The 19022-nt window shown below is 54.8% G+C and carries 20 protein-coding genes and 2 pseudogenes; 10 read left to right on the top strand and 12 right to left on the bottom strand.

The genetic code is table 11. From position 1 onward, the window contains the following. Nucleotides 1-107: 107 nt before the first annotated feature. Together KDB76_RS00215 and KDB76_RS00210 are read right to left on the bottom strand one after the other, a co-directional pair. Nucleotides 108-1415, bottom strand: coding sequence for an OprO/OprP family phosphate-selective porin (locus tag KDB76_RS00215; protein WP_009395904.1), 1308 nt, complete (start codon nt 1413-1415; stop codon nt 108-110). A 210-nt stretch (nt 1416-1625) separates the two neighbouring features. Next, nucleotides 1626-2594, bottom strand: coding sequence for a LysR family transcriptional regulator (locus KDB76_RS00210; RefSeq protein ID WP_011953108.1), 969 nt, complete (start codon nt 2592-2594; stop codon nt 1626-1628). Nucleotides 2595-2851: 257 nt separating this feature from the next. On the opposite strand from KDB76_RS00210, the gene KDB76_RS00205 reads away from it, so the two are divergent. Genes KDB76_RS00205 through KDB76_RS00195 form a run of 3 tightly spaced genes read left to right on the top strand, consistent with a single transcriptional unit; the run spans nt 2852 to nt 5641 of the window. Beyond that, entirely contained in the window at nt 2852-3271 is a 420-nt protein-coding gene (locus KDB76_RS00205) for a GtrA family protein (protein WP_010951446.1), read from the top strand. Beyond that, nucleotides 3237-4220: a glycosyltransferase family 2 protein gene (locus KDB76_RS00200; RefSeq protein ID WP_010951445.1), complete on the top strand. Its 984-nt coding sequence runs from the start codon at nt 3237-3239 to the stop codon at nt 4218-4220. The genes KDB76_RS00205 and KDB76_RS00200 overlap by 35 nt, the downstream gene beginning before the upstream one ends. Next, entirely contained in the window at nt 4214-5641 is a 1428-nt protein-coding gene (locus tag KDB76_RS00195) for a glycosyltransferase family 39 protein (protein WP_212632211.1), read from the top strand. The genes KDB76_RS00200 and KDB76_RS00195 overlap by 7 nt, the downstream gene beginning before the upstream one ends. Nucleotides 5642-5685: 44 nt before the next feature. Here the strand turns inward: KDB76_RS00195 and KDB76_RS00190 are convergent, their stop codons facing one another. Both KDB76_RS00190 and KDB76_RS00185 read right to left on the bottom strand, forming a co-directional pair. Beyond that, on the bottom strand, nt 5686-6666 hold the full coding sequence (locus KDB76_RS00190) for an IS5-like element ISPa41 family transposase (RefSeq protein ID WP_004576175.1): 981 nt from the start codon (nt 6664-6666) through the stop codon (nt 5686-5688). A 256-nt stretch (nt 6667-6922) separates the two neighbouring features. Further along, nucleotides 6923-7144, bottom strand: coding sequence for a hypothetical protein (locus tag KDB76_RS00185; protein WP_010951443.1), 222 nt, complete (start codon nt 7142-7144; stop codon nt 6923-6925). A 266-nt stretch (nt 7145-7410) separates the two neighbouring features. Between KDB76_RS00185 and KDB76_RS00180 the strand changes: the two genes are divergently transcribed. Next, nucleotides 7411-7998: a hypothetical protein gene (locus tag KDB76_RS00180; protein ID WP_010951442.1), complete on the top strand. Its 588-nt coding sequence runs from the start codon at nt 7411-7413 to the stop codon at nt 7996-7998. A 57-nt stretch (nt 7999-8055) separates the two neighbouring features. Here the strand turns inward: KDB76_RS00180 and KDB76_RS00175 are convergent. Continuing rightward, nucleotides 8056-9372, bottom strand: a pseudogene (locus KDB76_RS00175) (heavy metal sensor histidine kinase); the annotation flags it as partial. A gap of 63 nt (nt 9373-9435) precedes the next feature. On the opposite strand from KDB76_RS00175, the gene KDB76_RS00170 reads away from it, so the two are divergent. Beyond that, nucleotides 9436-10586 (top strand): IS3 family transposase gene (locus tag KDB76_RS00170; protein WP_087535084.1). Its coding sequence is split into 2 segments (ribosomal slippage): nt 9436-9670 and nt 9670-10586, totalling 1152 coding nucleotides; the frame shifts between segments, so codons are not numbered across the junction. Nucleotides 10587-10705: 119 nt separating this feature from the next. On the opposite strand, the gene KDB76_RS00165 is transcribed toward KDB76_RS00170, so the two are convergent. Next, nucleotides 10706-11380 carry a heavy metal response regulator transcription factor gene (locus KDB76_RS00165; protein WP_003253457.1) on the bottom strand — a complete coding sequence of 225 codons (675 nt, stop codon included), beginning with the start codon at nt 11378-11380 and terminating at the stop codon, nt 10706-10708. A gap of 689 nt (nt 11381-12069) precedes the next feature. Between KDB76_RS00165 and KDB76_RS00160 the strand changes: the two genes are divergently transcribed. Further along, a complete protein-coding gene (locus tag KDB76_RS00160) occupies nt 12070-12396 on the top strand; it encodes a DUF2790 domain-containing protein (protein WP_011953106.1) in 327 nt (108 codons plus the stop codon). Between the two features lie 32 nt (nt 12397-12428). Here the strand turns inward: KDB76_RS00160 and KDB76_RS00155 are convergent, their stop codons facing one another. From KDB76_RS00155 to KDB76_RS00145, 3 genes are all read right to left on the bottom strand, one after another. Beyond that, a complete protein-coding gene (locus KDB76_RS00155; RefSeq protein WP_069017345.1) occupies nt 12429-12779 on the bottom strand; it encodes a DUF3147 family protein in 351 nt (116 codons plus the stop codon). A gap of 155 nt (nt 12780-12934) precedes the next feature. Then, nucleotides 12935-13840, bottom strand: a complete 906-nt coding sequence (locus KDB76_RS00150; RefSeq protein WP_010951438.1) for a cation diffusion facilitator family transporter — start codon at nt 13838-13840, stop codon at nt 12935-12937. 54 nt (nt 13841-13894) lie between these two features. Next, complete coding sequence (locus tag KDB76_RS00145) at nt 13895-14233, bottom strand: zinc ribbon domain-containing protein (protein ID WP_071890582.1); 339 nt, start codon at nt 14231-14233, stop codon at nt 13895-13897. Between the two features lie 490 nt (nt 14234-14723). On the opposite strand from KDB76_RS00145, the gene KDB76_RS00140 reads away from it, so the two are divergent. After that, the gene (locus tag KDB76_RS00140; protein ID WP_003298414.1) at nt 14724-16421 is read left to right on the top strand and encodes a phosphoethanolamine--lipid A transferase; all 1698 of its coding nucleotides are present in this window, start codon (nt 14724-14726) and stop codon (nt 16419-16421) included. Between the two features lie 122 nt (nt 16422-16543). Continuing rightward, nucleotides 16544-16672, top strand: a complete 129-nt coding sequence (locus KDB76_RS30045; protein WP_003253468.1) for a hypothetical protein — start codon at nt 16544-16546, stop codon at nt 16670-16672. A gap of 143 nt (nt 16673-16815) precedes the next feature. Here the strand turns inward: KDB76_RS30045 and KDB76_RS00135 are convergent, their stop codons facing one another. From KDB76_RS00135 to KDB76_RS00125, 3 genes and pseudogenes are all read right to left on the bottom strand, one after another. After that, nucleotides 16816-17022, bottom strand: coding sequence for a hypothetical protein (locus KDB76_RS00135; RefSeq protein WP_011953104.1), 207 nt, complete (start codon nt 17020-17022; stop codon nt 16816-16818). Between the two features lie 14 nt (nt 17023-17036). Beyond that, nucleotides 17037-17246 (bottom strand): hypothetical protein, encoded by a 210-nt coding sequence (locus KDB76_RS00130; RefSeq protein ID WP_015268418.1) that lies wholly within the window; start codon nt 17244-17246, stop codon nt 17037-17039. A 220-nt stretch (nt 17247-17466) separates the two neighbouring features. Continuing rightward, nucleotides 17467-18225, bottom strand: a pseudogene (locus tag KDB76_RS00125) (hypothetical protein); the annotation flags it as partial. A 104-nt stretch (nt 18226-18329) separates the two neighbouring features. Between KDB76_RS00125 and KDB76_RS00120 the strand changes: the two are divergent. Together KDB76_RS00120 and tnpB are read left to right on the top strand one after the other, a co-directional pair. Then, nucleotides 18330-18662, top strand: coding sequence for a transposase (locus tag KDB76_RS00120; RefSeq protein WP_009684096.1), 333 nt, complete (start codon nt 18330-18332; stop codon nt 18660-18662). Further along, nucleotides 18659-18994: an IS66 family insertion sequence element accessory protein TnpB gene (gene tnpB / locus KDB76_RS29620; protein WP_009684097.1), complete on the top strand. Its 336-nt coding sequence runs from the start codon at nt 18659-18661 to the stop codon at nt 18992-18994. The genes KDB76_RS00120 and tnpB overlap by 4 nt, the downstream gene beginning before the upstream one ends. Nucleotides 18995-19022 lie beyond the last annotated feature (28 nt).

Genomic DNA, 19022 nt, shown 5'->3' with positions numbered 1-19022 from the left:
AAAGCAGGTAGGAGGAGGGCGCTCCATGCTTGATCACCTCCAGAAACAGGAAAGCCGGAAGCACGTTGAGCGCTTCCGGCTTTCTCACGTCAGACTGATGAGAGGGATCAGAAGACGTATTGCAGGCGGGTCACGATGGCATTGCCGCTGTCGTCGCCCACGGTGTTCTCGTTGTTGTCGGTGCGCACGTTGATGTAGTTGGCACTGACTTTCACCGCCTCGTTGACGTACCAGTTCACACCCACCGTGTGGCTCTTGGCCTTGCGCTCGTTCGATTGGTCCGCCGCGGTGACCAGGTTGCCGTCTTCGACCTTGATATCGTCAAAGCGGTAGAAGACTTCCCAGGCCCCCAGTTCCTTGTTCTCTGGTTTGATAGTGTCGAACTTGGCACCATCGAGCTTGTAGATACGCGGCTCGCCGGTCAGGGTGTAAGCCATCTGGGCGTAGTAACCGGAGGCCTTCATGTCGTTGTTGGCCTGGTCAGCTTTCAGCTTGCGGCGAAGGTATTCCGCTTGAACCGAGAACGGGCCGGTGGCCCAGGCACCTTCGAGACCCCAGACCGAGTCGTCCTTCCACAGGCCATCTTGTGCAGCAGCACCGCCAAACAGCATGCGGTTGCCGTTGGTGCCGGCATCGCCGCCGCCATTGGTATCTACACCGCGGACGCCCAGACGCGAACGAATCCGGGTATCGACCGCACTGTTTTTGAGGTCGCGGTAAGCGTACTGAGCACCGACGTGCAGGACGTTGCCATCACTGTGCAGCGGTGCGAACACGCCACGTACGTTGTAGCGCTTGGTGCTGTCGCCATCCGAGTTGTTATTGGTTTCGCTGAAAACGCTACCGGAAACATAAGCCATGTCAGCGATGGTGCTGGTGGCTTGAACACCCATGCCGGCGTTGTCGTTGATCCAGTCCGCCAGGTCGTACGAGAGGTTCCGCTCCATGGCGGTGGTCCACTTCGAACTGGTGGCTTTCTCAAGACCGAAGTCGGTGTAGAAACGGCCAAAGCGCAGTTGCACCGGCTTGAAACCCGTGTAGGTCAGGCTGGCTTCGTCGAAGTAGCCGTCGGAGTCGTTGCCCGTGTTGCGGGAAAGGTCGTAGTTGAGCTGATACTTCCAGTCGCGGTACAGCACGCCACCGAGCTCAAGGTAGGCGCGACGGAAGTAGCCTGCGTCAGCGGTATCGCCATTCTTGGTGAAGACACCATCGAAACGGCCGTAGTCGGCCTGAACTCGGCCGCCCAGTTTGAAACTGAATTCCTTGTCAGAAGTCGATACTTCAAGACCGCCCTTGGTCTTCAGAACGATGTCAGCTCCGTCAGTGGTTACTGTTCCGGAGAATGCTTGCGAGGAAAATGTGCCTATTATTGCGGCAGCCAACAGCTTTTCCCGCATGTTCGAAGAACGGATCATTGCTTGCCTCTCGTATGTTAAGTGCTTAGCTACCGACGTTATATTTCGCCCTGCGCCGGCCTAAATTTATCTTGCAGATGGGAGCAGGCCACGGTTGTCACCCGCTGTAACAAGATGCCTTTGTTCTAAGCACTCTGACTAGGTTGCAAGCGAATATGACAGTTGTGTTTCTGTAGTGTTAACGGAGGAGTTTGAAACCTAACAAAACTGTTACCGAACAAGCCAGTCCTTCTTATCAAAGAAGCTCTTCTTGATCAATCTTCGAATTTCCAAAACCTGCGGATTGCGGACAAGCTTCGTTTTGATAACAAGATAGACATCTTTCTCCTCCAGGTCGTCCAGGAAACCCGGCACGGGTAGGATATTTCTCTCCAGTTTTCGGCTGTAGTCGGGCAGCACTCCAATACACGCACCGCCAACGACAAGGCCTCGTGATAGGTTGTAGCTCTTGACCCGAGTGGTACCGCCCTGATGCTCAGCCATTATCGATGCCCACTTTCGTGAGCCCGCCAAGATCTCTTCATCCCAAGGGACAACGAGCATGAAGTTGTGCAAATCCAAGCTCTCCACTGGAAGGGTGACGCTTCTTGAATAGCGGCTGGAAATGAACAGGGCGTGCCCAATCCGGCCAAGCCTTTCAAACCTATACGTAGGATGGCGATCAAGCGCGCCTTTATCATCTGGGCTCACCAAAGCGATACCCACATCGACTTCACACTCAGAAAGCATCTGCGTTGTGCATTCTGAATGGATTTCCAGCTGCATTTCGGCATGATCACGCACGTAGGCGACTAGATCGCGGTTTACGATGTCGTTCAGCACTGGCTCTGTGATCGCGATGGTAAGCCTGGGGACTTCCTTTTCACCGGACTTGCCAAGGCCGTCTGGGCCGAAGAGCTGGCACAGGTAATGGCTGACCCTCTCGCCTGTGCGGGTCAGGGCAAGCTTGTTGTGTTTGTAGACAAACACGGGAGCACCAATGTGCTCTTCCAGTTTCTCCAAGCGTTTCCGCAGGCCTACCACTGGCACATTGAGCCCTCGGGCAGCCTGTTTGAAACTGGCACAACGTGCTGTTGCGAAAAACTCTACGGCCAGCTGATCATCAATTGGCAAATCATCCAATATGTCAGGGCTGTAAGGAACAACGCTGCTTGTATATGTTTCATTTTGTGTAACCATTAGGTCCCCCTTAATTCGGGGAATCTATCTCAATGCCACCCGGTGTTTCCTTATCTTGTCAACATTGTAATCCACGGGTCATGCATGCGTTATCGGAAGGCTTTTATTTCGAAAGCGTAATTTTCAGGCAATCCCTCTGATATTGTAGCGTGCTAGCCTAGTGCGCCGACTTGTTACTTACCATATATAGATTCGGCTAATTACGCATTTACATTTAGTTCACTATTTTTTCACCTTTGCCTCCATAGGCTTTGGGCATGGAAAATCAAACCCCACCTCTTACTACCTTACTGATTCGTTATCTGGGGATCGGCTTCATAGCAACGGGAGTCCATTATGCGGTGTTCCTATTGCTGGTTACGACAGAATTCGTTACTCCGTTACTGGCCAGTATCTGTGGCGGCATGGTTGGCGCAATCGCGAGCTTCATTGGAAATAGGGCGCTCTGTTTTGTGGCAGATGGCTCTCGTAAGTTTCAGCCTGTCAGGTTTGCACTGGTCGCGTTAACCACAAACTTCGGCAATGGCGTGGGTATGTGGTTCCTCATCAAGTCGAATCTGTCACCGCTCATCTCCCAAGTCGTAGTGACCTTAAGCCTCACTGCACTTGGATTCATTGCACATCGTTTTTGGACATTCAATCATGCAGACATTACATCGCTTTCCCGAGCGCCCTGATCCCTTGTTAACCATCGTGGTCCCTTGCTTCCAGGAAGAGGAAACCATCCCCGAGTTCCACCAGCGAATCACCCGCGTGGTGAAGCGCTTACCCGTCTCCTGCGAAATCCTCTATGTCGACGACGGCAGTAATGACCGGACGGCCGACATTCTTCGCCACTATCAGGATGGGTCATCTGTACGTTGCCTGTCCCTGAGTCGCAACTTCGGCAAAGAGGCTGCACTGAGCGCCGGGATAGACCATGCCCGTGGCAGTGCGCTGATCTTCATTGATGTCGACCTGCAGGATCCACCAGAGCTCATCGCGGCCATGGTGGACTACTGGCAACGCGGCTACGACGTGGTGAACATGCAGCGCAACCTGAGAATCGGTGATTCGTGGTTCAAGCGCATGAGTGCCCGGGCTTACTACTGGGTCATGCAGCGCCTGGTGGAGAAGGTGGACATGCCGGCCGATGTCAGCGATTTCCGATTGATTGGGCCTGCGCCGCTGGCAGCCCTGCGGGCCCTGGATGAACGCTCCAGGATTCTCAAAGGCATGATCGGCTGGGTAGGCTTTCGTACCATCGAACTGCCCTACAATCGCACTGTTCGCCATGCCGGGAGCACCAAATGGAATGCAGCTGGCCTGTTCAATCTGGCCATCGAGAGCATCGTCAGCTTCTCTCGCAAACCACTGCGCATTTTCAGCCTCATCAGTTTCGGTCTTTTCGTCTCCAGCATCTGCTACATGCTTGCGTCGCTTGTGGCAGGCAGTTTCGACATCCATCACCTAATCGTCGGAATGGCTTCATTCATGTGCGTCGGTGTCGCCATGGTGGGGGAGTACCTGGGCGTGACACTCGCGGAAGTGAAGCGCCGGCCTCTCTATTTCCTGAAGCACAGCAACAAGGCAGATCCCGTGTCACTCCACCCTTCGATGGCTTCGATCGAGGGTAAGAAATGCTGAACCTGAAGAACGAGAGGACGCTGTGGTGGGTCCTGGGTTCGATTTTGCTATTGCGTTTGGTGGGGCTGGGCATCTACCCGCTGATGGACACATCTGAGGCCCGTTACGCTGAAATGGCTCGCAAGATGGTCGAGTTGAATGACTGGATCACGCCCATGTTCGACTACGGGGTACCGTTCTGGGGCAAGCCTCCGTTGTCCTTCTGGACCCAGGCCGCGAGCATGACGGTCTTCGGCGTTAACGAGTTCGCTGCGCGCTTCCCAGCGTGGCTACTCCACCTGGCAAGCTGTTTCATCATCATCAAACTCGGCACGCAGCAGATTTCTCGTAACGCCGGCATCTGGGCTGCCATTATTTTTTCCAGCACCACACTTGGCCTGGTCTCCAGCGGTGTTGTGCTGACTGACCCTGTTTTGTCGTTCTCGATTCTGCTGGCCAGCTACGGTTTCTGGCGTTGGATGAAGTGCGCCAGCAAGGCGGATGCCTACCTGATGTTCGCAGGTCTCGGGCTGGGCTTGCTTGCCAAAGGGCCGCTGACCCTGGTGCTTATGGGGGCGCCGGCATTCGCCTGGTTCGTTATCTACAAGGAATGGGGACGGGTACTGAGGCTTCCCTGGATTAGCGGCCTTGTACTCATGTTCGGTATATCCGTGCCATGGTATGTCGCGGCCGAGATGAAAACGCCCGGCTTCATGGAGTACTTCTTCGTTGGTGAGCACTGGAGCCGCTACGTCGTCAGTAACTGGGCAGGGGACCTCTATGGTAGTGCTCATGCCAAGCCGTACGGCAGCATCTGGATCCAGCTCGGATTGTCGCTACTGCCATGGGCCTTGTTTCTACCACTGTTGATCCGCAAGCGTGGATCGATGCAGCGCTTCAAAGCCTACCTCTGGCTGTGGGCCTTGGCGACACCGGTCTTCTTCACATTTGCAGGCAACATTCTGTGGACCTACCTGCTACCCGCGCTGCCAGCGTGGGCATTGCTGCTGTCTGCACGGGTCAGCGAAGTTGGCCCGAAGACCACCTGGGCTGCCGCTGCGAGCGCATTGGTGTTGCCAATCATCGGTGCGGGCATCATCTACGCCGGGGTACTAGAGGAGCGCCCTCAGAATCAGCGGGATGTGGTTCAAGCCTGGCTCAATGTGCAGTCTGCTCATTCCGCTCCCCTGATCTATCCTGGCCGCCGCTCATACTCGTCGGAGTTTTACAGCAGCGGGAAGTCCGAGAACATCAAGGATCCTGCCAAGTGGCCGCGGGATGGCTCGTTCTATCTGTCCAGGCGCTTGCGAGACAGCAAGGATGGTCTGCCCGCTGATCTAGCTTGCACATCGATCACCGAAGGATGCTCCGATCAACTTGTCGTGCAGCCGCGGCAAGTTGCAATTTTCCAGGCACCTACAGCGTCATTGGACGAAAAGTGACCGAAAAATCATGTACGGAGAGCTTTTTCGACCGGTTCTCCGTGTTAAACGCGAACCTCACCCATACCCATGAGCTGTTTTCGAACCCTCCACAGGTTTGCCAGGGCGAACAGCGTGGTCAACTGAGCCGTGTTTTTCATCAGCCCACGAAAACGTACTTTCACGTAACCAAACTGCCGCTTGATCACGCGAAACGGATGCTCGACCTTGGCCCGTGTCTGAGCCTTGCAGAACTCGATCTTGCGCTTGGCTTTGTACAGTACGCTGCGCTGGTTCAGCTTGGAATAGGTGCTGCGACGCGCTGCAATCTGCCAGATCACCCCCCGATTTTCATGCTCTTCGCGCCTTTCGACACCGGTGTAACCGGCATCTGCATACACGGCGTTTTCTTCGCCATGCAGCAGTTCAGCCACCTGCGTGACATCGGCCACATTGGCAGCGGTGCCATGGACGTGATGCACCAGGCCGGACTCGACATCGGCACCGATGTGCGCCTTCATCCCGAAGAAATACTGACCGCCTTTCTTGGTCTGGTGCATCTCGGGATCACGCTTGCCTTCTTTATTTTTGGTCGAGCTGGGGGCATGAATAATGGTGGCATCGACGATGGTGCCTTGGCGCAGCGACAGGCCTTTTTCCTGCAGATAACCATTGATGACCGCAAGGATTGCCGGTGCGAGCTGATGCTTCTCCAGCAAGTGCCGGAAGTTCATGATCGTGGTGTCTTCGGGGATTGGCGCGCTCAGCGTCAGGAGTGCGAACTGGCGCATGGGCGTGATTTCGTAGAGCGCTTCTTCCATGGCCGGGTCGCTCAGGGAGAACCAGTTCTGCAACAGATGGATGCGCAGCATGGTTTCCAGAGGATAGGGTTTTCTACCGCCGCCGGCCTTGGGGTAGAACGGTTCGATCAGCTCCAGCAGGCCTGCCCAGGGCACCACCTGATCCATTTCGGCGAGGAAGCGCTCTCGGCGGGTTTGCTTGCGCTTGCCGGCGTACTCAAAGTCGGAAAAGCTCATCTGGCTCATGGGCGGCTCGGATCAGGTGTTGCGGGGATTCTCGCATAACTGAAGGCTTGTTCGGAGATTCCCGAAGCGAACGCCAGCCAGCTCCTGCTGTGCCATTGGAAACGCCCCGCACAAGGTGCCGAGGGTCTGGCCGGAGAAAGCAATGCGGAAACGCCTCGCAAGAACGAAGGCTAAATTCCAAGCACAAAAAAGCCAGGTTTTACCCTGGCTTTTTTGTCGATTTCTTTCGTCATTTGAAGTCCTATTTAACCGCCGATTAATTGTCGGCTTGTTCCTTACCATCCTTGCTTTCTTTCTTTTGCTCTTGAGCGACTTGTTGTTTGTTCTGGTCCGAAGAGTCATCGCTCCATAGGCGAGCCTGTTCGGTTCGGAAGTTCTCGTTGAACTGTTTCGTTCGCTCGAAGCCGCCTTCAGCGTAAGCGGTACCCATGAGACCCAGCAGCAGGCTGCCAATAGCGATAGATTTGACAAATTTCATTGTGAACCTCGGTTCATACTAGGCCAACCTGATTAGCGGCCTTTGTTGGTTTGTAGTTTAGGAACGCGAAGCTAACGACAAGGTGAGTCAATAATTACAATTCCGTAATTTTGGCTGCAGATAGGATGCGTTAAATCTTCAAATCTGGAAGGATCATGTCTATCTCGGCACTGTCGAGGGCGACTTCGAATTTTCTCTTAAATTACAATTTTGATATCTAGCGCGTTAATTCAGCGCGGCGTTGTTGGCCGCCCTAGGAGATAGCCATGAATGACATAGAGCCCTGGGCAGTTGCTATCGGTGACTTTCGCCGCTGCACTGAAAAACTCACTGTCCAGCTCGATGAGCTGACCTCGCAGACGCGCACCTCCAGCGCTGTTCTGGAGAGGTCGAACGAACTGGTGGAGCAGGTGGACGCTGTCGGCCGGCAGATTCAGGAGGAGGTGCGAAAGGCGGAGAAGGCTTGGTCGAACGCGGAGGAGGTTGCCTTGCGCGCCGCTGCATCAGCGTATTCAGCTGCATGCCGCGGAGTCGACACCGCCATCCAGCCACTGATCTCGGAGCTTACAGCAGCGACAAAGGCGGCGGACGCCTCTATCCAGGAGCTCAAGCGGGCACCGGTGCTGGCCAAGCGTTATGTGATGGTGGTCGCCACGGCGTTCTTCATTCTGGCGCTGATCTGTGTCTACTCGACCATGCGCCTGATCGATGCCGCCGGCAGCGTAAGTGCTCAAGAGAAAGTGAATGCTCAGTACTTCTCACACCTGTGGAAAAACGCCAATCCTGACGAACAGAAGATTATTAAGTCGGTGATTCTGCGGTCGCCCATGGACCCTGTGGTCCTTCGGCACTGATGCATTGAGGCAAACAAAAGGCCCGTCGATTGACGGGCCTAATCGTGTCTGCGCAATTTAAGCGGCGGTCATTGCCGGCTGCATTTGCTGGGCTTCCGGAAAGTGAAGGTGGAACCAGGTGAAGTTTTCTTCGGTCACCTCCACGCTCGCCGATCCCTGGTGCAGACTCATGATCGACTGCACAATGGCCAAGCCAAGACCGGTACCGCCTTCGCTCCGTGCTCGGCTCTTGTCCACACGGTAGAACCGCTCAAACAAGTGCGCGTGGTGTTCCTTGGCAATACCACGGCCGGGGTTGCCGACACTCAACGTCGTACCGCTCGCACTATGCTGCACCTTAACGTAGACCGTGCGGCCGCGAGGGCAGTAACGGATCGCGTTCGAGACCAGATTCGAGACGGCACGTTGAACCATCAGGCGATTCCCGCGCACCACGTCATCACTGCCGGAGATCTGCAGCTGAATCTCGCCTTCTTCTGCTGAAATGCTGAAGAGCTCGCACACTCGCTGAACCTCGTCGACCAAGGAGACGGATTCGAACTCCACCATTGATGCTGGATGACTGACCTGGGCCAAGAACAGCATGTCGGAAACCATGCGGCTCATGCGGTCCAGCTCTTCTGTGCACGACTCCAGAACCTCCCGGTACTCGGAAAGCGATCGTTCTCTGGTCAAGGCAACCTGGGCCTTGCCCATCAGGTTGGAAAGCGGTGCTCGAAGTTCGTGAGCAAGGTCGTCAGAAAACTGCGAGAGCTGCTGAACCCCATCATCCAGGCGAGCCAGCATGATGTTGATGCCGTCGGCGAGCATTTTGAGTTCTGCCGGCATCCCATCAGTTGGAAGGCGATGGTCGAGGCTCTCGGTTGAGATTTTCGAGGCGATCTTGAGGAACTTGGTCAGTGGTAGCAGGCCTCTGCGCACAGTCCACCAGCCAATGGCCAAGATCAGTGCGAGGATGACGGGGGACATCATCAAGGCCCAGGTCAGCAACGCATCGAGCAGCGCCTCACTGGATGACTGGTCCATGGTCATATAGACGCTGACCTCTGTTCCATCGCCCAAACGCATGATTCGAGAAGCACTCAGCAGAGGACGGTCCTGCGTATCACGCCATTCGTGCTCTTTGGGCTGGGCCGCCGGCTGAAACTTGTGCACCTCCAGATTGACCTGTTTCGAGCCAATCGAGAGCAGGGGAGTCTGATTCTGTGAGGTATCGAATATGCTCACATACAGGTTGTTGTGGCCCATGACCAAATCGACAAGCTGATGCGCATCCGCGTTGACGCCGGAGATGTCCGGGATGGTGGACAGGTTGTGAGCCATCCCCGCCATCTTTACTTCCAGGTCTGCTCTGGCATTTCTTTCCAGAGCCTTTGAATCGCCCCTGGTTTCGTAGACACCTCCAAGCCTCATAATGAGGCCCAAATAGGAGGTGCCATGAGTCGTCAGCGTTACCCCGAAGAATTCAAGATCGAAGCGGTCAAGCAAGTGACCGAGAAAGGCAAACCTGTCGCCGATGTCGCCCAGCGCCTGGGCATGTCCGTGCACAGTCTTTACGCCTGGATCAAGGTCTACAGCAAGCCCCAAGAGCAGCGTCAGCAAGACGACGATCAGCAGGCCGAACTGCGCAAGCTACGCGCTGAACTCAAGCGCGTGACGGAAGAGCGAGACATCTTAAAAAAGGCCGCCGCGTACTTTGCCAAGGAGTGCGGCTGAAGTACGCCTTCATCAAGAAGCACTCGACTGATTACCCGGTGCGGCGCCTTTGCCAAACCCTCAAGGTGCACCCCAGCGGCTATTACGCCTGGCTGGCCGAGCCTCAATCTGCCCGAGCAAAAGAAGATCAACGTCTGCTTGGCTTGATCAAACACGCTTGGCTGGAAAGCGGAGGTGTATACGGCTACCGCAAAATTCACGATGACCTGCGTGAGCTGGGAGAGGAATGCGGCCGAAATCGAGTCAGGCGCTTGATGCAGGCGGAGGGGCTGCGTTCTCAAACGGGCTATCGGCGGCGTCCAGGGTTCTATGGTGGAAAACCAACAGTGGCCTCGCCCAACCACCTCGCGCGGCAGTTCAAGGTAAGTGAGCCGAACAAGGTCTGGGTGACAGATATCACTTACATCCGCACCTATGAAGGGTGGCTCTACCTCGCGGTAGTGCTGGATCTCTTCTCACGCCAAGTAATTGGTTGGTCAATGAAGCCAAGGATGTGCAGCGACCTGGCTATCGACGCGATGTTGATGGCTGTTTGGCGACGCAAGCCTCAGCAGCAAGTTATGATTCACTCAGATCAAGGCAGTCAGTTCAGTAGCTCGGATTGGAAAAGCTTTTTGAAGGCCAACAATGTAATCAGCAGCATGAGCCGGCGGGGAAACTGCCACGACAATGCCGTAGCCGAGAGCTTTTTCCAGCTTTTGAAGCGAGAGCGAATCCGACGAAAGATCTACACAACCCGTGAAGAAGCCCGAAGTGATATTTTCGATTACATCGAGATGTTCTATAACCCTAAACGCCGACACAGCAGTGCTATGCAGCTGTCTCCAGTAGAGTATGAGAAACGCTATTTCCTGAGCTTGGAGAGTGTCTAGAAAACCAGGGGCGATTCACTTGCCTACCATCAGATAGCCAAAGGTGGCGAACAGAAGCAGCAACGCTGCGCTCATCAACCCAACTTTTAACCCCAGCTTTGCAGCCAGGCTGAATGGCCTCATGCGCGTTCCTCAAAAACGTACCCAACGCCACGAAGCGTGTGAATGAGCTTGGTTTCAAACGGGTCATCGATCTTCGAGCGCAAGCGCCGGATGGCTACATCGATGACATTGGTGTCGCAATCGAAATTCATATCCCAGACCAACGAGATGATCTGAGAGCGAGTCAGCGCTTCGCCCGTTCGGCTCATGAGCAGGTGCAGAAGCGCAAATTCCTTGGTGGTGAGATCGATGCGTGTGCCACCGCGGAAGACGCGATGGCGGACGGAGTCGAGTTCCAGATCGGCAATTTTCAGCGAGCTCTTCTCGACTAACTCATCACCACGGCGTTGCAGCGAACGGATGCGAGCAAGCAGCTCAGGGAATTCGAATGGCTTCACAAGGTAGTCATCCGCGCCGCCGTCCAAGCCCTTGAGCTTGTCATTGATGCGTCCGCGGGCGGTCAGCATGATGATGCGGACCCGGCTGGTCTTACGGATGGTTTCCAGCAGGTCCCAGCCGTCGATACCCGGGAGGTTCACGTCCAGGAGGACCAACGAATAGACATTAGTGTTGAACAAGTGCAGAGCATCTACACCGTTGTGCACGATATCTACGACATACCCGCTTTCGGATAGGCCCTGCTGAAGATATTCGGCAGTTTTAATTTCGTCTTCCACAACTAGAACGCGCATAACTTATCTCAAGGTGTGAGGAAGGAGTTGGCCTAATCCGCCAAGATTATGGTTGCAGGCTGTTCGAAAGTTTGGCTGAGGGTATGGCATGTGGTAGTCGCTACCTCTGTCCATACGCCGGGTCACCTGAGGACGCTTGAATCTTAACGCGAAGAAGCTGGCCGCGGCGAAATCCTACAAATTTGTAATGTAGCCGCAAGATTTCTGACAGTCATGCAGGCTCCACCCCTAAGCATAGCGGATTCTGGGGCCTGCGGCGGTGTATGACAGATTCGCCTGGCAGGTGGAATCGGCCAGGACAGGCAGCATTTCGGTCGTTAGCTTGCAAGGACTGGTACTGGCCTTGGATCGAGGGCGCCACGCAGGCAGACCCCATGCACGGCCGCAAACCGCAGCGCCTTTCTGCAAATTAGTTCACGTGGCGGCTCGATATTCTCTCGAATAATTATCTTACAATCTATTACATGTCCAAATTGTAATTGCCCGATCATCTTGGTGTTAGCCTCCTTTGCTAGTTTAAGGGCAGCGGAAGAGGCATCGCTGCTTTGGAAATTGTCTCATTTCAAAGCAGCTTGGCAAGAGCACCGAGCAGTTGTTCGCGCCAGTGCATTCACCTGTAAACCATACGCTCCTTTGGTAGGTGAATTTTAGCGCCCCCCTACGGGCGCTTTTTTATTAAGGGACTTCTTATGAACACTACTGTATCAGCGATCGCCGTGTTTTTGCTCTTTACATCACTAACAGCCAATGCCCAAAGCGGTATGGAGATCAATAAACGCATCGAGCGTACTGCTAGAGAGGCTACAGCGGATTATGCTCAACGCGTAAAAAAGCCCATGCCTCAACTAGAAGACTACGCCTATGGCATGGACCTGGACGTTGGTAAGTTGGTGTATGTATCACCCAGTGTGCGGTACTGCGGTAATGTAAGAAGCATGATGACCTACGAAGACTCGAAAGGCGAACTGCACATGGTTCGCTACCTGGTGAAGGGCGAGTGTGTTAATAGCCGTTAAGACTCATCAAGATGATCCCTGCGGCCACCGGATCATAGAAGCTCAATGCCGAACCGGCGCAGCAGTATGGCGAAGCCTCCGAAGCTGGCCATTGTGATGAGGATGCTGCTGATCAGTGTCGGCCAAAAGCCGAGCTTAGGTAGCAGCAATGGAAAAGCAATAAACATCGGTAGGGTCGGAAGCACGTACCAGAACGTGTACCAAGCATGGTTGGAGATCTTCTCCATGCTCTGGTTCTCTAAATAGAGCCAGACCAACGTCACGACCGTGACCAAGGGTAGGGCGGCGACCAAGCCGCCCAGCTTGTCGCTGCGTTTCGCCAGCTCTGACACGAGAATCACTATACCGGCAGTGAGTAGGTACTTCGTGATGATCCAAACCATCGCTGAACCTTCTGGAGATAGTGGACGGGGGGGCAAGACATTCTCCAACCCCTCTCGAAGTGCTCCTGCCGTTTACGCCATCCTTCACCGCATTTTTTCTACGACATCCCCCTCAGCCAGGAGGGGGATGTGTTTGCAGGGTGTTTACCGATCGATCAGTGCGAGGGCGAGGGAACGCTCTCGTGGAAAGCTGCCCGCTCGATCTGGATGGTGCAGTGATGGATTTCGAATGCATCGCTGACAGCATCCACGACGGCCGCCAACACAGCATCCCCATCTGCAGAATCCCGAACCACTACGTGCGACGTCATCACGTTACTGCCACTGCTGACAGCCCACACGTGCAAGTCATGAACGTCCGTCACGCCATCTACTCCGAGGATGGTGGCCTCGATTGCCGTAACGTCGAGCCCCCTCGGGACACCCTCCATGAGGATCCCCAGGCTTTCGCGAAGCAACTGCCACGTCCGCGGCAGAACCCAAAGGCCGATCGCCACAGCGACAATCGTGTCGACCCAGGTCCAGCCGGTGAAGCGGATGATAAGTGCCGCGATGATTACGCCAAGCGAGCCGAGCATGTCGCTCCAAACTTCGAGGTAGGCTCCTTTGACGTTGAGGCTTTCGTTGCTCGCAGATGCCAGAAGGCGCATCGAAATTAGGTTGATGATCAGGCCGGCGATTGCGATCCACATCATCGCTCCGGTAGCGATCTCCGCCGGCATGAAGAAGCGCTGGTAGGCCTCATACAAGATGTACATCGCCACCAGGAAGAGCAGCACGGCGTTGAACGTCGAAGCCAGAATTTCCAGGCGCGCATAGCCGAAGGTTCTTTTCTGATCCGCCGGCCGCTTGGCTATCTGAAGTGCAATCAGTGAGATCGCCAAGGCGGCAGTATCTGTGAACATGTGAGATGCGTCCGACAGCAGCGCCAGGCTGCCGGTAATCCACGCACCGATCACTTCTGCAATCATGAAGCTGCCAGTCAAGCCGAGCGCCATGATTAGCTTCTTCTGATGCCCCTCGCGTACTGCAGCGCTGCCATGGTCATGATTTGAACCCACGTATTTCTCCTTGCGCAGGGTTGTGGTCTCGTTGGCCTTCCTGTCTACCTAGCCTTAGAGCGTCGCTTGGCCACAGTGACTGCAAAATCTTGCTCCTGCACTCAGCAGCGAGCCGCAGGCGGTGCAACCACTCGATAGCGGTGTTCCGCAGTTTAGACAAAAGCGTGCTGACGGATCGTTGGCCGTCCGGCACTGCCTGCAGCCCTGCAGATCTTTGATGGGGGCAGGAGTGGGAGGGCGCCCGCCGTCATACACCTGATTACCGCCGTCGCAGCCCTGCTGCCGGCCATGGCGATCATATTGCTCGGCCCCATGTCCCCCGCTGTGGTGCTTGCCTCCACCGTGGTTTCCACGGCCATGGTGCCCGCCCAGGATGTTTTTGAAAAAGCTCATGGTATTCGCCCCTCATTGATGGGTGACATATTAACGAGCAAAAGTTGAAAATAATATTCTGCTCGCGAGAAAGACTTGTAAGTTGAATTGAAAGTTCAAAATTAGCCTACGACAAAACGAAACCGTTTTGTTTGTGAAATTAAATTTATCTAGCTGAGCGGAGCATTGCTTTTGGTGGGTAGTATCCCCCTAATTTTGATCATAGCGTGATCAATGACAATCAAAACAGCAGTAATTGGATTTCTGTCAGCATTGTAATCCCGAGGTCATCGTGTCGTTATCAGGTCCCGGAAATAATGCGCTCAGCGAGATTCATTTCTCTTTTTATCCCTATGCCTCACACATACTAAGCGTCCCCAACGCCTAGGGGCCTAAGGCCTCTGACGCTCCGCACATTGCGCAATCGCTCAGCATCTGTCGACGGTTTGCCTTGTAGCTCCCGCTAACTCCATAGCTACCGCCATGGATAAGCAGCTTCCAGAGTTTGATAATGACACCTTCCAAATCCATTGTTCACACCCTGTTAAGCAAATGGATCTTTGCTATTCGCAATGCGCGGCAGAAAGGCATCAGTACTAATTTGCTAATCGGCCTGGTGACTTTTTGGTTACTGCTATTCGCGAACGCTGAGCTCTGGAACGTGCTCTGGAAGCTGGTATTCAAAACCGATGAAGTGAACTGGCAGCTAGCGGCTAGCCTCCCAGTCATAGTATTCGCATGGGTGTTTACCGTTCTGAGCTTGCTGTCATGGGGGCGGCTGGCCAAACCCATACTGTGCCTGGTACTGATCAGCGCGTCTTTTGCGAGTTACTTCATGAATGCCTACGGCATCGTGATCGATTACACAATGTTCACCAACGTTGTGGAGACCGACGTCGCTGAGGCAACCGAGCTGCTGAATTGGAAGCTCGGTCTTTGGGTCGCAATGGTTGGGGTGTTGCCCGTCTACCTGATTGCCCGGGTTCCCCTCCGGCGCAAGCCTTGGGCCAAAGCTTTGGTCAGCAGGTTCATTGCTCTGTCGCTCGCTCTGTTGACCTTATCTGGCATCGCGTTGAGTCAGTACCAGTCGTATGCCTCCTTGCTGCGCAACAATCGGGAGATCCGGCTGATTCTGGTACCTACCAACTTGTTTGCGGCTGGCCATGGGTACCTGAAGCGTCAGCTGGCCTCACCTAAAACGCTGACGGCCATTGGTACTGATGCGGTAGTTAATCGACAGGGTGCGGCTCGTAAACCCAGGCTGCTGGTACTGGCAGTAGGAGAGACCGCTCGCTCCGCCAACTTCTCCCTCAACGGCTACTCCCGTGAAACGAATCCGGAACTAGAAAAGCGAAATGTCATTAGCTTCACGAACGTGAGCTCCTGCGGTACCGCTACCGCGGTCTCGCTGCCATGCATGTTCCTGGACGTGGGTAAGGCCCAGTACAAAGATGGCTTGGCCAAGAGCCGAGAAGGGCTGCTCGACGTGCTTCAACGCGCTGGCATCAGTGTCATGTGGACTGACAACAACTCGGGGTGCAAAGGGGTCTGCGACAGGGTTCCCAACCACAAGGCTGCCTCTCACGCGGATTCCCAACTGTGCACCAGCGAGGAGTGTAAGGACGGGGTGCTGCTCACGGAGATGCAAGACTTCATCAAGCGCCAGGAAGGCGATGCTGTCCTGGTGCTCCACTACAAAGGCAGTCACGGCCCGGCCTACTACAAGCGCTACCCCTCGCAATTCAAGAAATTCGCACCGGTGTGCGAGACCAACGAGCTCGACAAATGTAAGCAGGAGGAGGTGGTCAATGCCTACGACAACTCAATCCTCTACACCGATTATGTGACTGCAAATCTCATCGATATCCTGGCGGCCAACACCAAGTTCGACACTGCGCTGATGTACGTTTCGGACCACGGCGAATCGCTGGGGGAGGGTGGGCTCTATCTACACGGGCTGCCTTACGCGATGGCTCCTGACGAGCAAACAAAGGTGCCGTTGGTACTTTGGATGTCTGACTCGCTCGCGAAGAGCGAAAAGGTCAACGTGGGTTGTTTGAAAGCTCAAACCACGTCACCGCTGAGCCACGACAACCTGTTCCACACCGTGCTCGGCATGATGAACGTCCAGACGTCTTCGTATCGCTCAGCGCTGGATTTCACTGCCCCTTGTAAGCCCTTTGTCGGAGGCTCTTATTCTGGCCTCTGAATGTTCGATGTGGACCGGATCATCGGCCAGGCGGTTCTGCACCAGCCTGCTTTGACAGCTGAGAGAAGCTGGACTAATTACATAGCTGCATTCAACAACCCAAGCGGAAAAGGAAGTTTTGCATGAGCATCAAGCCAGGCCCAAAGCGCACCAATGAAGATGGCACTCCGGACAAAAGGCAGCGAGTCACCCCTGAAAAGCAGAAGGACCATCCGGACCTGAAACCCCACAAGCACAAAAAGGGGGAGTAAGAAAAAAGCAGCTCTCGGGAGCTGCTTTTTTTTTGGGGCTGTGTGCAAACCCTCCCGACCGTCTCGCTGATCAATCGGACCGCGTCGTGAGTCTTCCGCTTGGCTTGATGGATTCTGAAGCTACCTCCGGATCGGTTATCCCTTCAGTGCGGACGACGAGACTGATATCCCAGAGCGTTGAGCTGATACTCGCTGACAGCCCGAAATTGTGATTCTGCGATTTGACGCAGGCGCTCAACCTCTTCGGCAGATGAGCCAGAAGCCTGCGCCTCGTGGTATTGCTTCATCGCATCCACTGCGTCGGTATACATGGGGTGGTCGGGGAGAAGAGCTGGTATCTTTTTCGTCATGTAGCGGCAGGTCCTCACTGGATAGTCGACGGTGGTTTACCTGCTTTGAGGAGCTGAAAATCAATGACCGCCTGATAGAGCGAATCTGCCAATAGGTGAAGACGCTGTACCTCAAGGTCTGGCAATCCAGCAGCCTCCGCTTCGTGGGCCTGTCGGATAGCTTCAAGCGCTTGCCTCATCAGTGGCTCACCAGCCTCGACCATTCCAATGAATGTGCGCTTCACAACATTTTGCTCCATTCAGCTGAAGATGAATTATAGGACACCGCGGCGTGGCAAGGCCCCGAGCAGCACAGGTGTTCGACGTCCGGCTGAACGAACCAATGAGGAGCGCGCTGGCCTGGGGAGTGGCCAGGGCGCGTGTCATAGCTACGTTGTAAACCACTTTTTTCACTGTAAACCACTGTGGTTTACAGTGAAAAAAAGTGGTTTACAGCAGGCCTCCTCAGGCCTGAGTCAGCTCCAGCAGATCGCCCAGTTCCTCCCGGGCCATCTTCACTCTATCCATTCTGCGATAAGGATGATCAACCGGCATCCGGATAAGAGATTCGAACCAAGCCGAATCGAATTTGATGACTTCCTTGTGAATGTGCTCAAGCTCACCTCCGCGAGGCTGTGACACTACAAACTCCATGCTTTCAACCAAGCCAGACGCTTCACTGTCTTTGACGATTCGATGGCGGATGAAACTCATTTTGAGATCAAAATATGCCGCCTTCGAACCAGGCACCTTCTTCGATTCCAGCCGACCAGTGCTGCTGATTTCCGCCCCCGGCACCTCAGCGGCAATAGCTTTCACCAGCTCAGCATTTCCACTGACCTTCTGGCCAAACAGGCGGGTGGCGTCCGACATGTAAGCAAAGATCCATGGCACATTGCGAAGCGTCGCGCCGGTATAGAGGTAGCCACGCTCTCCCTTGTAACGCTGCAGCATGCCTCTCAACGCGTTCTCGGAAAGGACCAGTTGGGTCTCTTTCTCCAGGATGTAAACCACGCGATCGAACTGTTCGATCAATAGCTTGAGAATCTTCCGCGGGACGCCGTCAAACCTGGTTTTTCGTTCTGTTTTCTTATGCTGGCGAGGCTTGAAGTACGGGCAATCGTTACGGGCCTCACTATCAAATGGAGCGATGCCGCGAATGCTCTTAGTAGCATGTTTCCCGAATGGGTTCTTCACGTTAGGCGGTAGCTCATACAGCCCAACCGTAACCGTCCGGCCAACTCACCTTCCTGACCCCGACGCCAAAGGCGATGGTGTCCACCTAATTTAAGTGGACACCATTTCTAGCCTTTTAAGCGGGTCTTTCCATGCAGTCACAACGCCGTTCCTATTCAAAATCCTTCAAGGCCCAAGTTGTCCAAGAGTGCGCCCAGCCCGGCGCATCGATTGCCAGCGTCGCGCAGAAGCACAGCCTTAACGCGAACCTCGTACATAAATGGATTAGGGTACTCACGAACAAAACTATGGCGCTGCAACCTGCTTTCATTCCAGTGCCCTTGCCGCTAGCCGGAGGACATTCGCAGGCAGCTTCATCAAGTATCTGCATTGAAATCCAGCACCCGCGTGGCACCGTCAAAGTGAACTGGCCGACCGAAAGCGCTGTCGCCTGTGCCACCTTTCTGCGAGACCTGTTGGAATGATTCGGATCGATGCCATCTGGCTTGCCACCGAGCCTATGGACATGCGCGCCGGTACCGAGACCGCGCTGGCCAGGGTGATCGCGGTGTTCGGTGTGGCGAAGCCGCACTGCGCATACCTCTTCGCTAATCGCCGTGCCAACCGAATGAAAGTCTTGGTGCATGACGGTGTGGGCATTTGGCTGGCAGCGCGACGATTGAACCAAGGCAAGTTTCATTGGCCCGGCATCCGTCACGGATCGGAAGTCGAACTCGATAACGAGCAACTTCAAGCCTTGGTACTGGGTTTGCCGTGGCAGCGGGTCGGCGCAGGCAGCGCGATCACAGTGCTTTAGCCCCTGCCATTAGCCCATCGGTTTATCG

Origin of the sequence: Pseudomonas sp. JS425 (genome assembly GCF_018223845.1) — a bacterium.
In the GTDB taxonomy this organism is placed as follows: Bacteria; Pseudomonadota; Gammaproteobacteria; order Pseudomonadales; family Pseudomonadaceae; genus Aquipseudomonas; species Aquipseudomonas asiatica.
The sequence above is the reverse complement of the archived record's forward strand: the minus strand, read 5'-3'. Positions and strand labels throughout refer to the sequence as shown.

Bases quoted from the DNA above. Each gene is read 5' to 3' on its own strand.
- KDB76_RS00215 (WP_009395904.1), bottom strand. From the start codon at position 1,415: ATGATCCGTTCTTCGAACATGCGGGAAAAGCTGTTGGCTGCCGCAATA.
- KDB76_RS00210 (WP_011953108.1), bottom strand. From the start codon at position 2,594: ATGGTTACACAAAATGAAACATATACAAGCAGCGTTGTTCCTTACAGC.
- KDB76_RS00205 (WP_010951446.1), top strand. From the start codon at position 2,852: ATGGAAAATCAAACCCCACCTCTTACTACCTTACTGATTCGTTATCTG.
- KDB76_RS00200 (WP_010951445.1), top strand. From the start codon at position 3,237: ATGCAGACATTACATCGCTTTCCCGAGCGCCCTGATCCCTTGTTAACC.
- KDB76_RS00195 (WP_212632211.1), top strand. From the start codon at position 4,214: ATGCTGAACCTGAAGAACGAGAGGACGCTGTGGTGGGTCCTGGGTTCG.
- KDB76_RS00190 (WP_004576175.1), bottom strand. From the start codon at position 6,666: ATGAGCCAGATGAGCTTTTCCGACTTTGAGTACGCCGGCAAGCGCAAG.
- KDB76_RS00185 (WP_010951443.1), bottom strand. From the start codon at position 7,144: ATGAAATTTGTCAAATCTATCGCTATTGGCAGCCTGCTGCTGGGTCTC.
- KDB76_RS00180 (WP_010951442.1), top strand. From the start codon at position 7,411: ATGAATGACATAGAGCCCTGGGCAGTTGCTATCGGTGACTTTCGCCGC.
- KDB76_RS00165 (WP_003253457.1), bottom strand. From the start codon at position 11,380: ATGCGCGTTCTAGTTGTGGAAGACGAAATTAAAACTGCCGAATATCTT.
- KDB76_RS00160 (WP_011953106.1), top strand. From the start codon at position 12,070: ATGAACACTACTGTATCAGCGATCGCCGTGTTTTTGCTCTTTACATCA.
- KDB76_RS00155 (WP_069017345.1), bottom strand. From the start codon at position 12,779: ATGGTTTGGATCATCACGAAGTACCTACTCACTGCCGGTATAGTGATT.
- KDB76_RS00145 (WP_071890582.1), bottom strand. From the start codon at position 14,233: ATGAGCTTTTTCAAAAACATCCTGGGCGGGCACCATGGCCGTGGAAAC.
- KDB76_RS00140 (WP_003298414.1), top strand. From the start codon at position 14,724: ATGACACCTTCCAAATCCATTGTTCACACCCTGTTAAGCAAATGGATC.
- KDB76_RS30045 (WP_003253468.1), top strand. From the start codon at position 16,544: ATGAGCATCAAGCCAGGCCCAAAGCGCACCAATGAAGATGGCACTCCG.
- KDB76_RS00135 (WP_011953104.1), bottom strand. From the start codon at position 17,022: ATGACGAAAAAGATACCAGCTCTTCTCCCCGACCACCCCATGTATACC.
- KDB76_RS00120 (WP_009684096.1), top strand. From the start codon at position 18,330: ATGCAGTCACAACGCCGTTCCTATTCAAAATCCTTCAAGGCCCAAGTT.
- tnpB (WP_009684097.1), top strand. From the start codon at position 18,659: ATGATTCGGATCGATGCCATCTGGCTTGCCACCGAGCCTATGGACATG.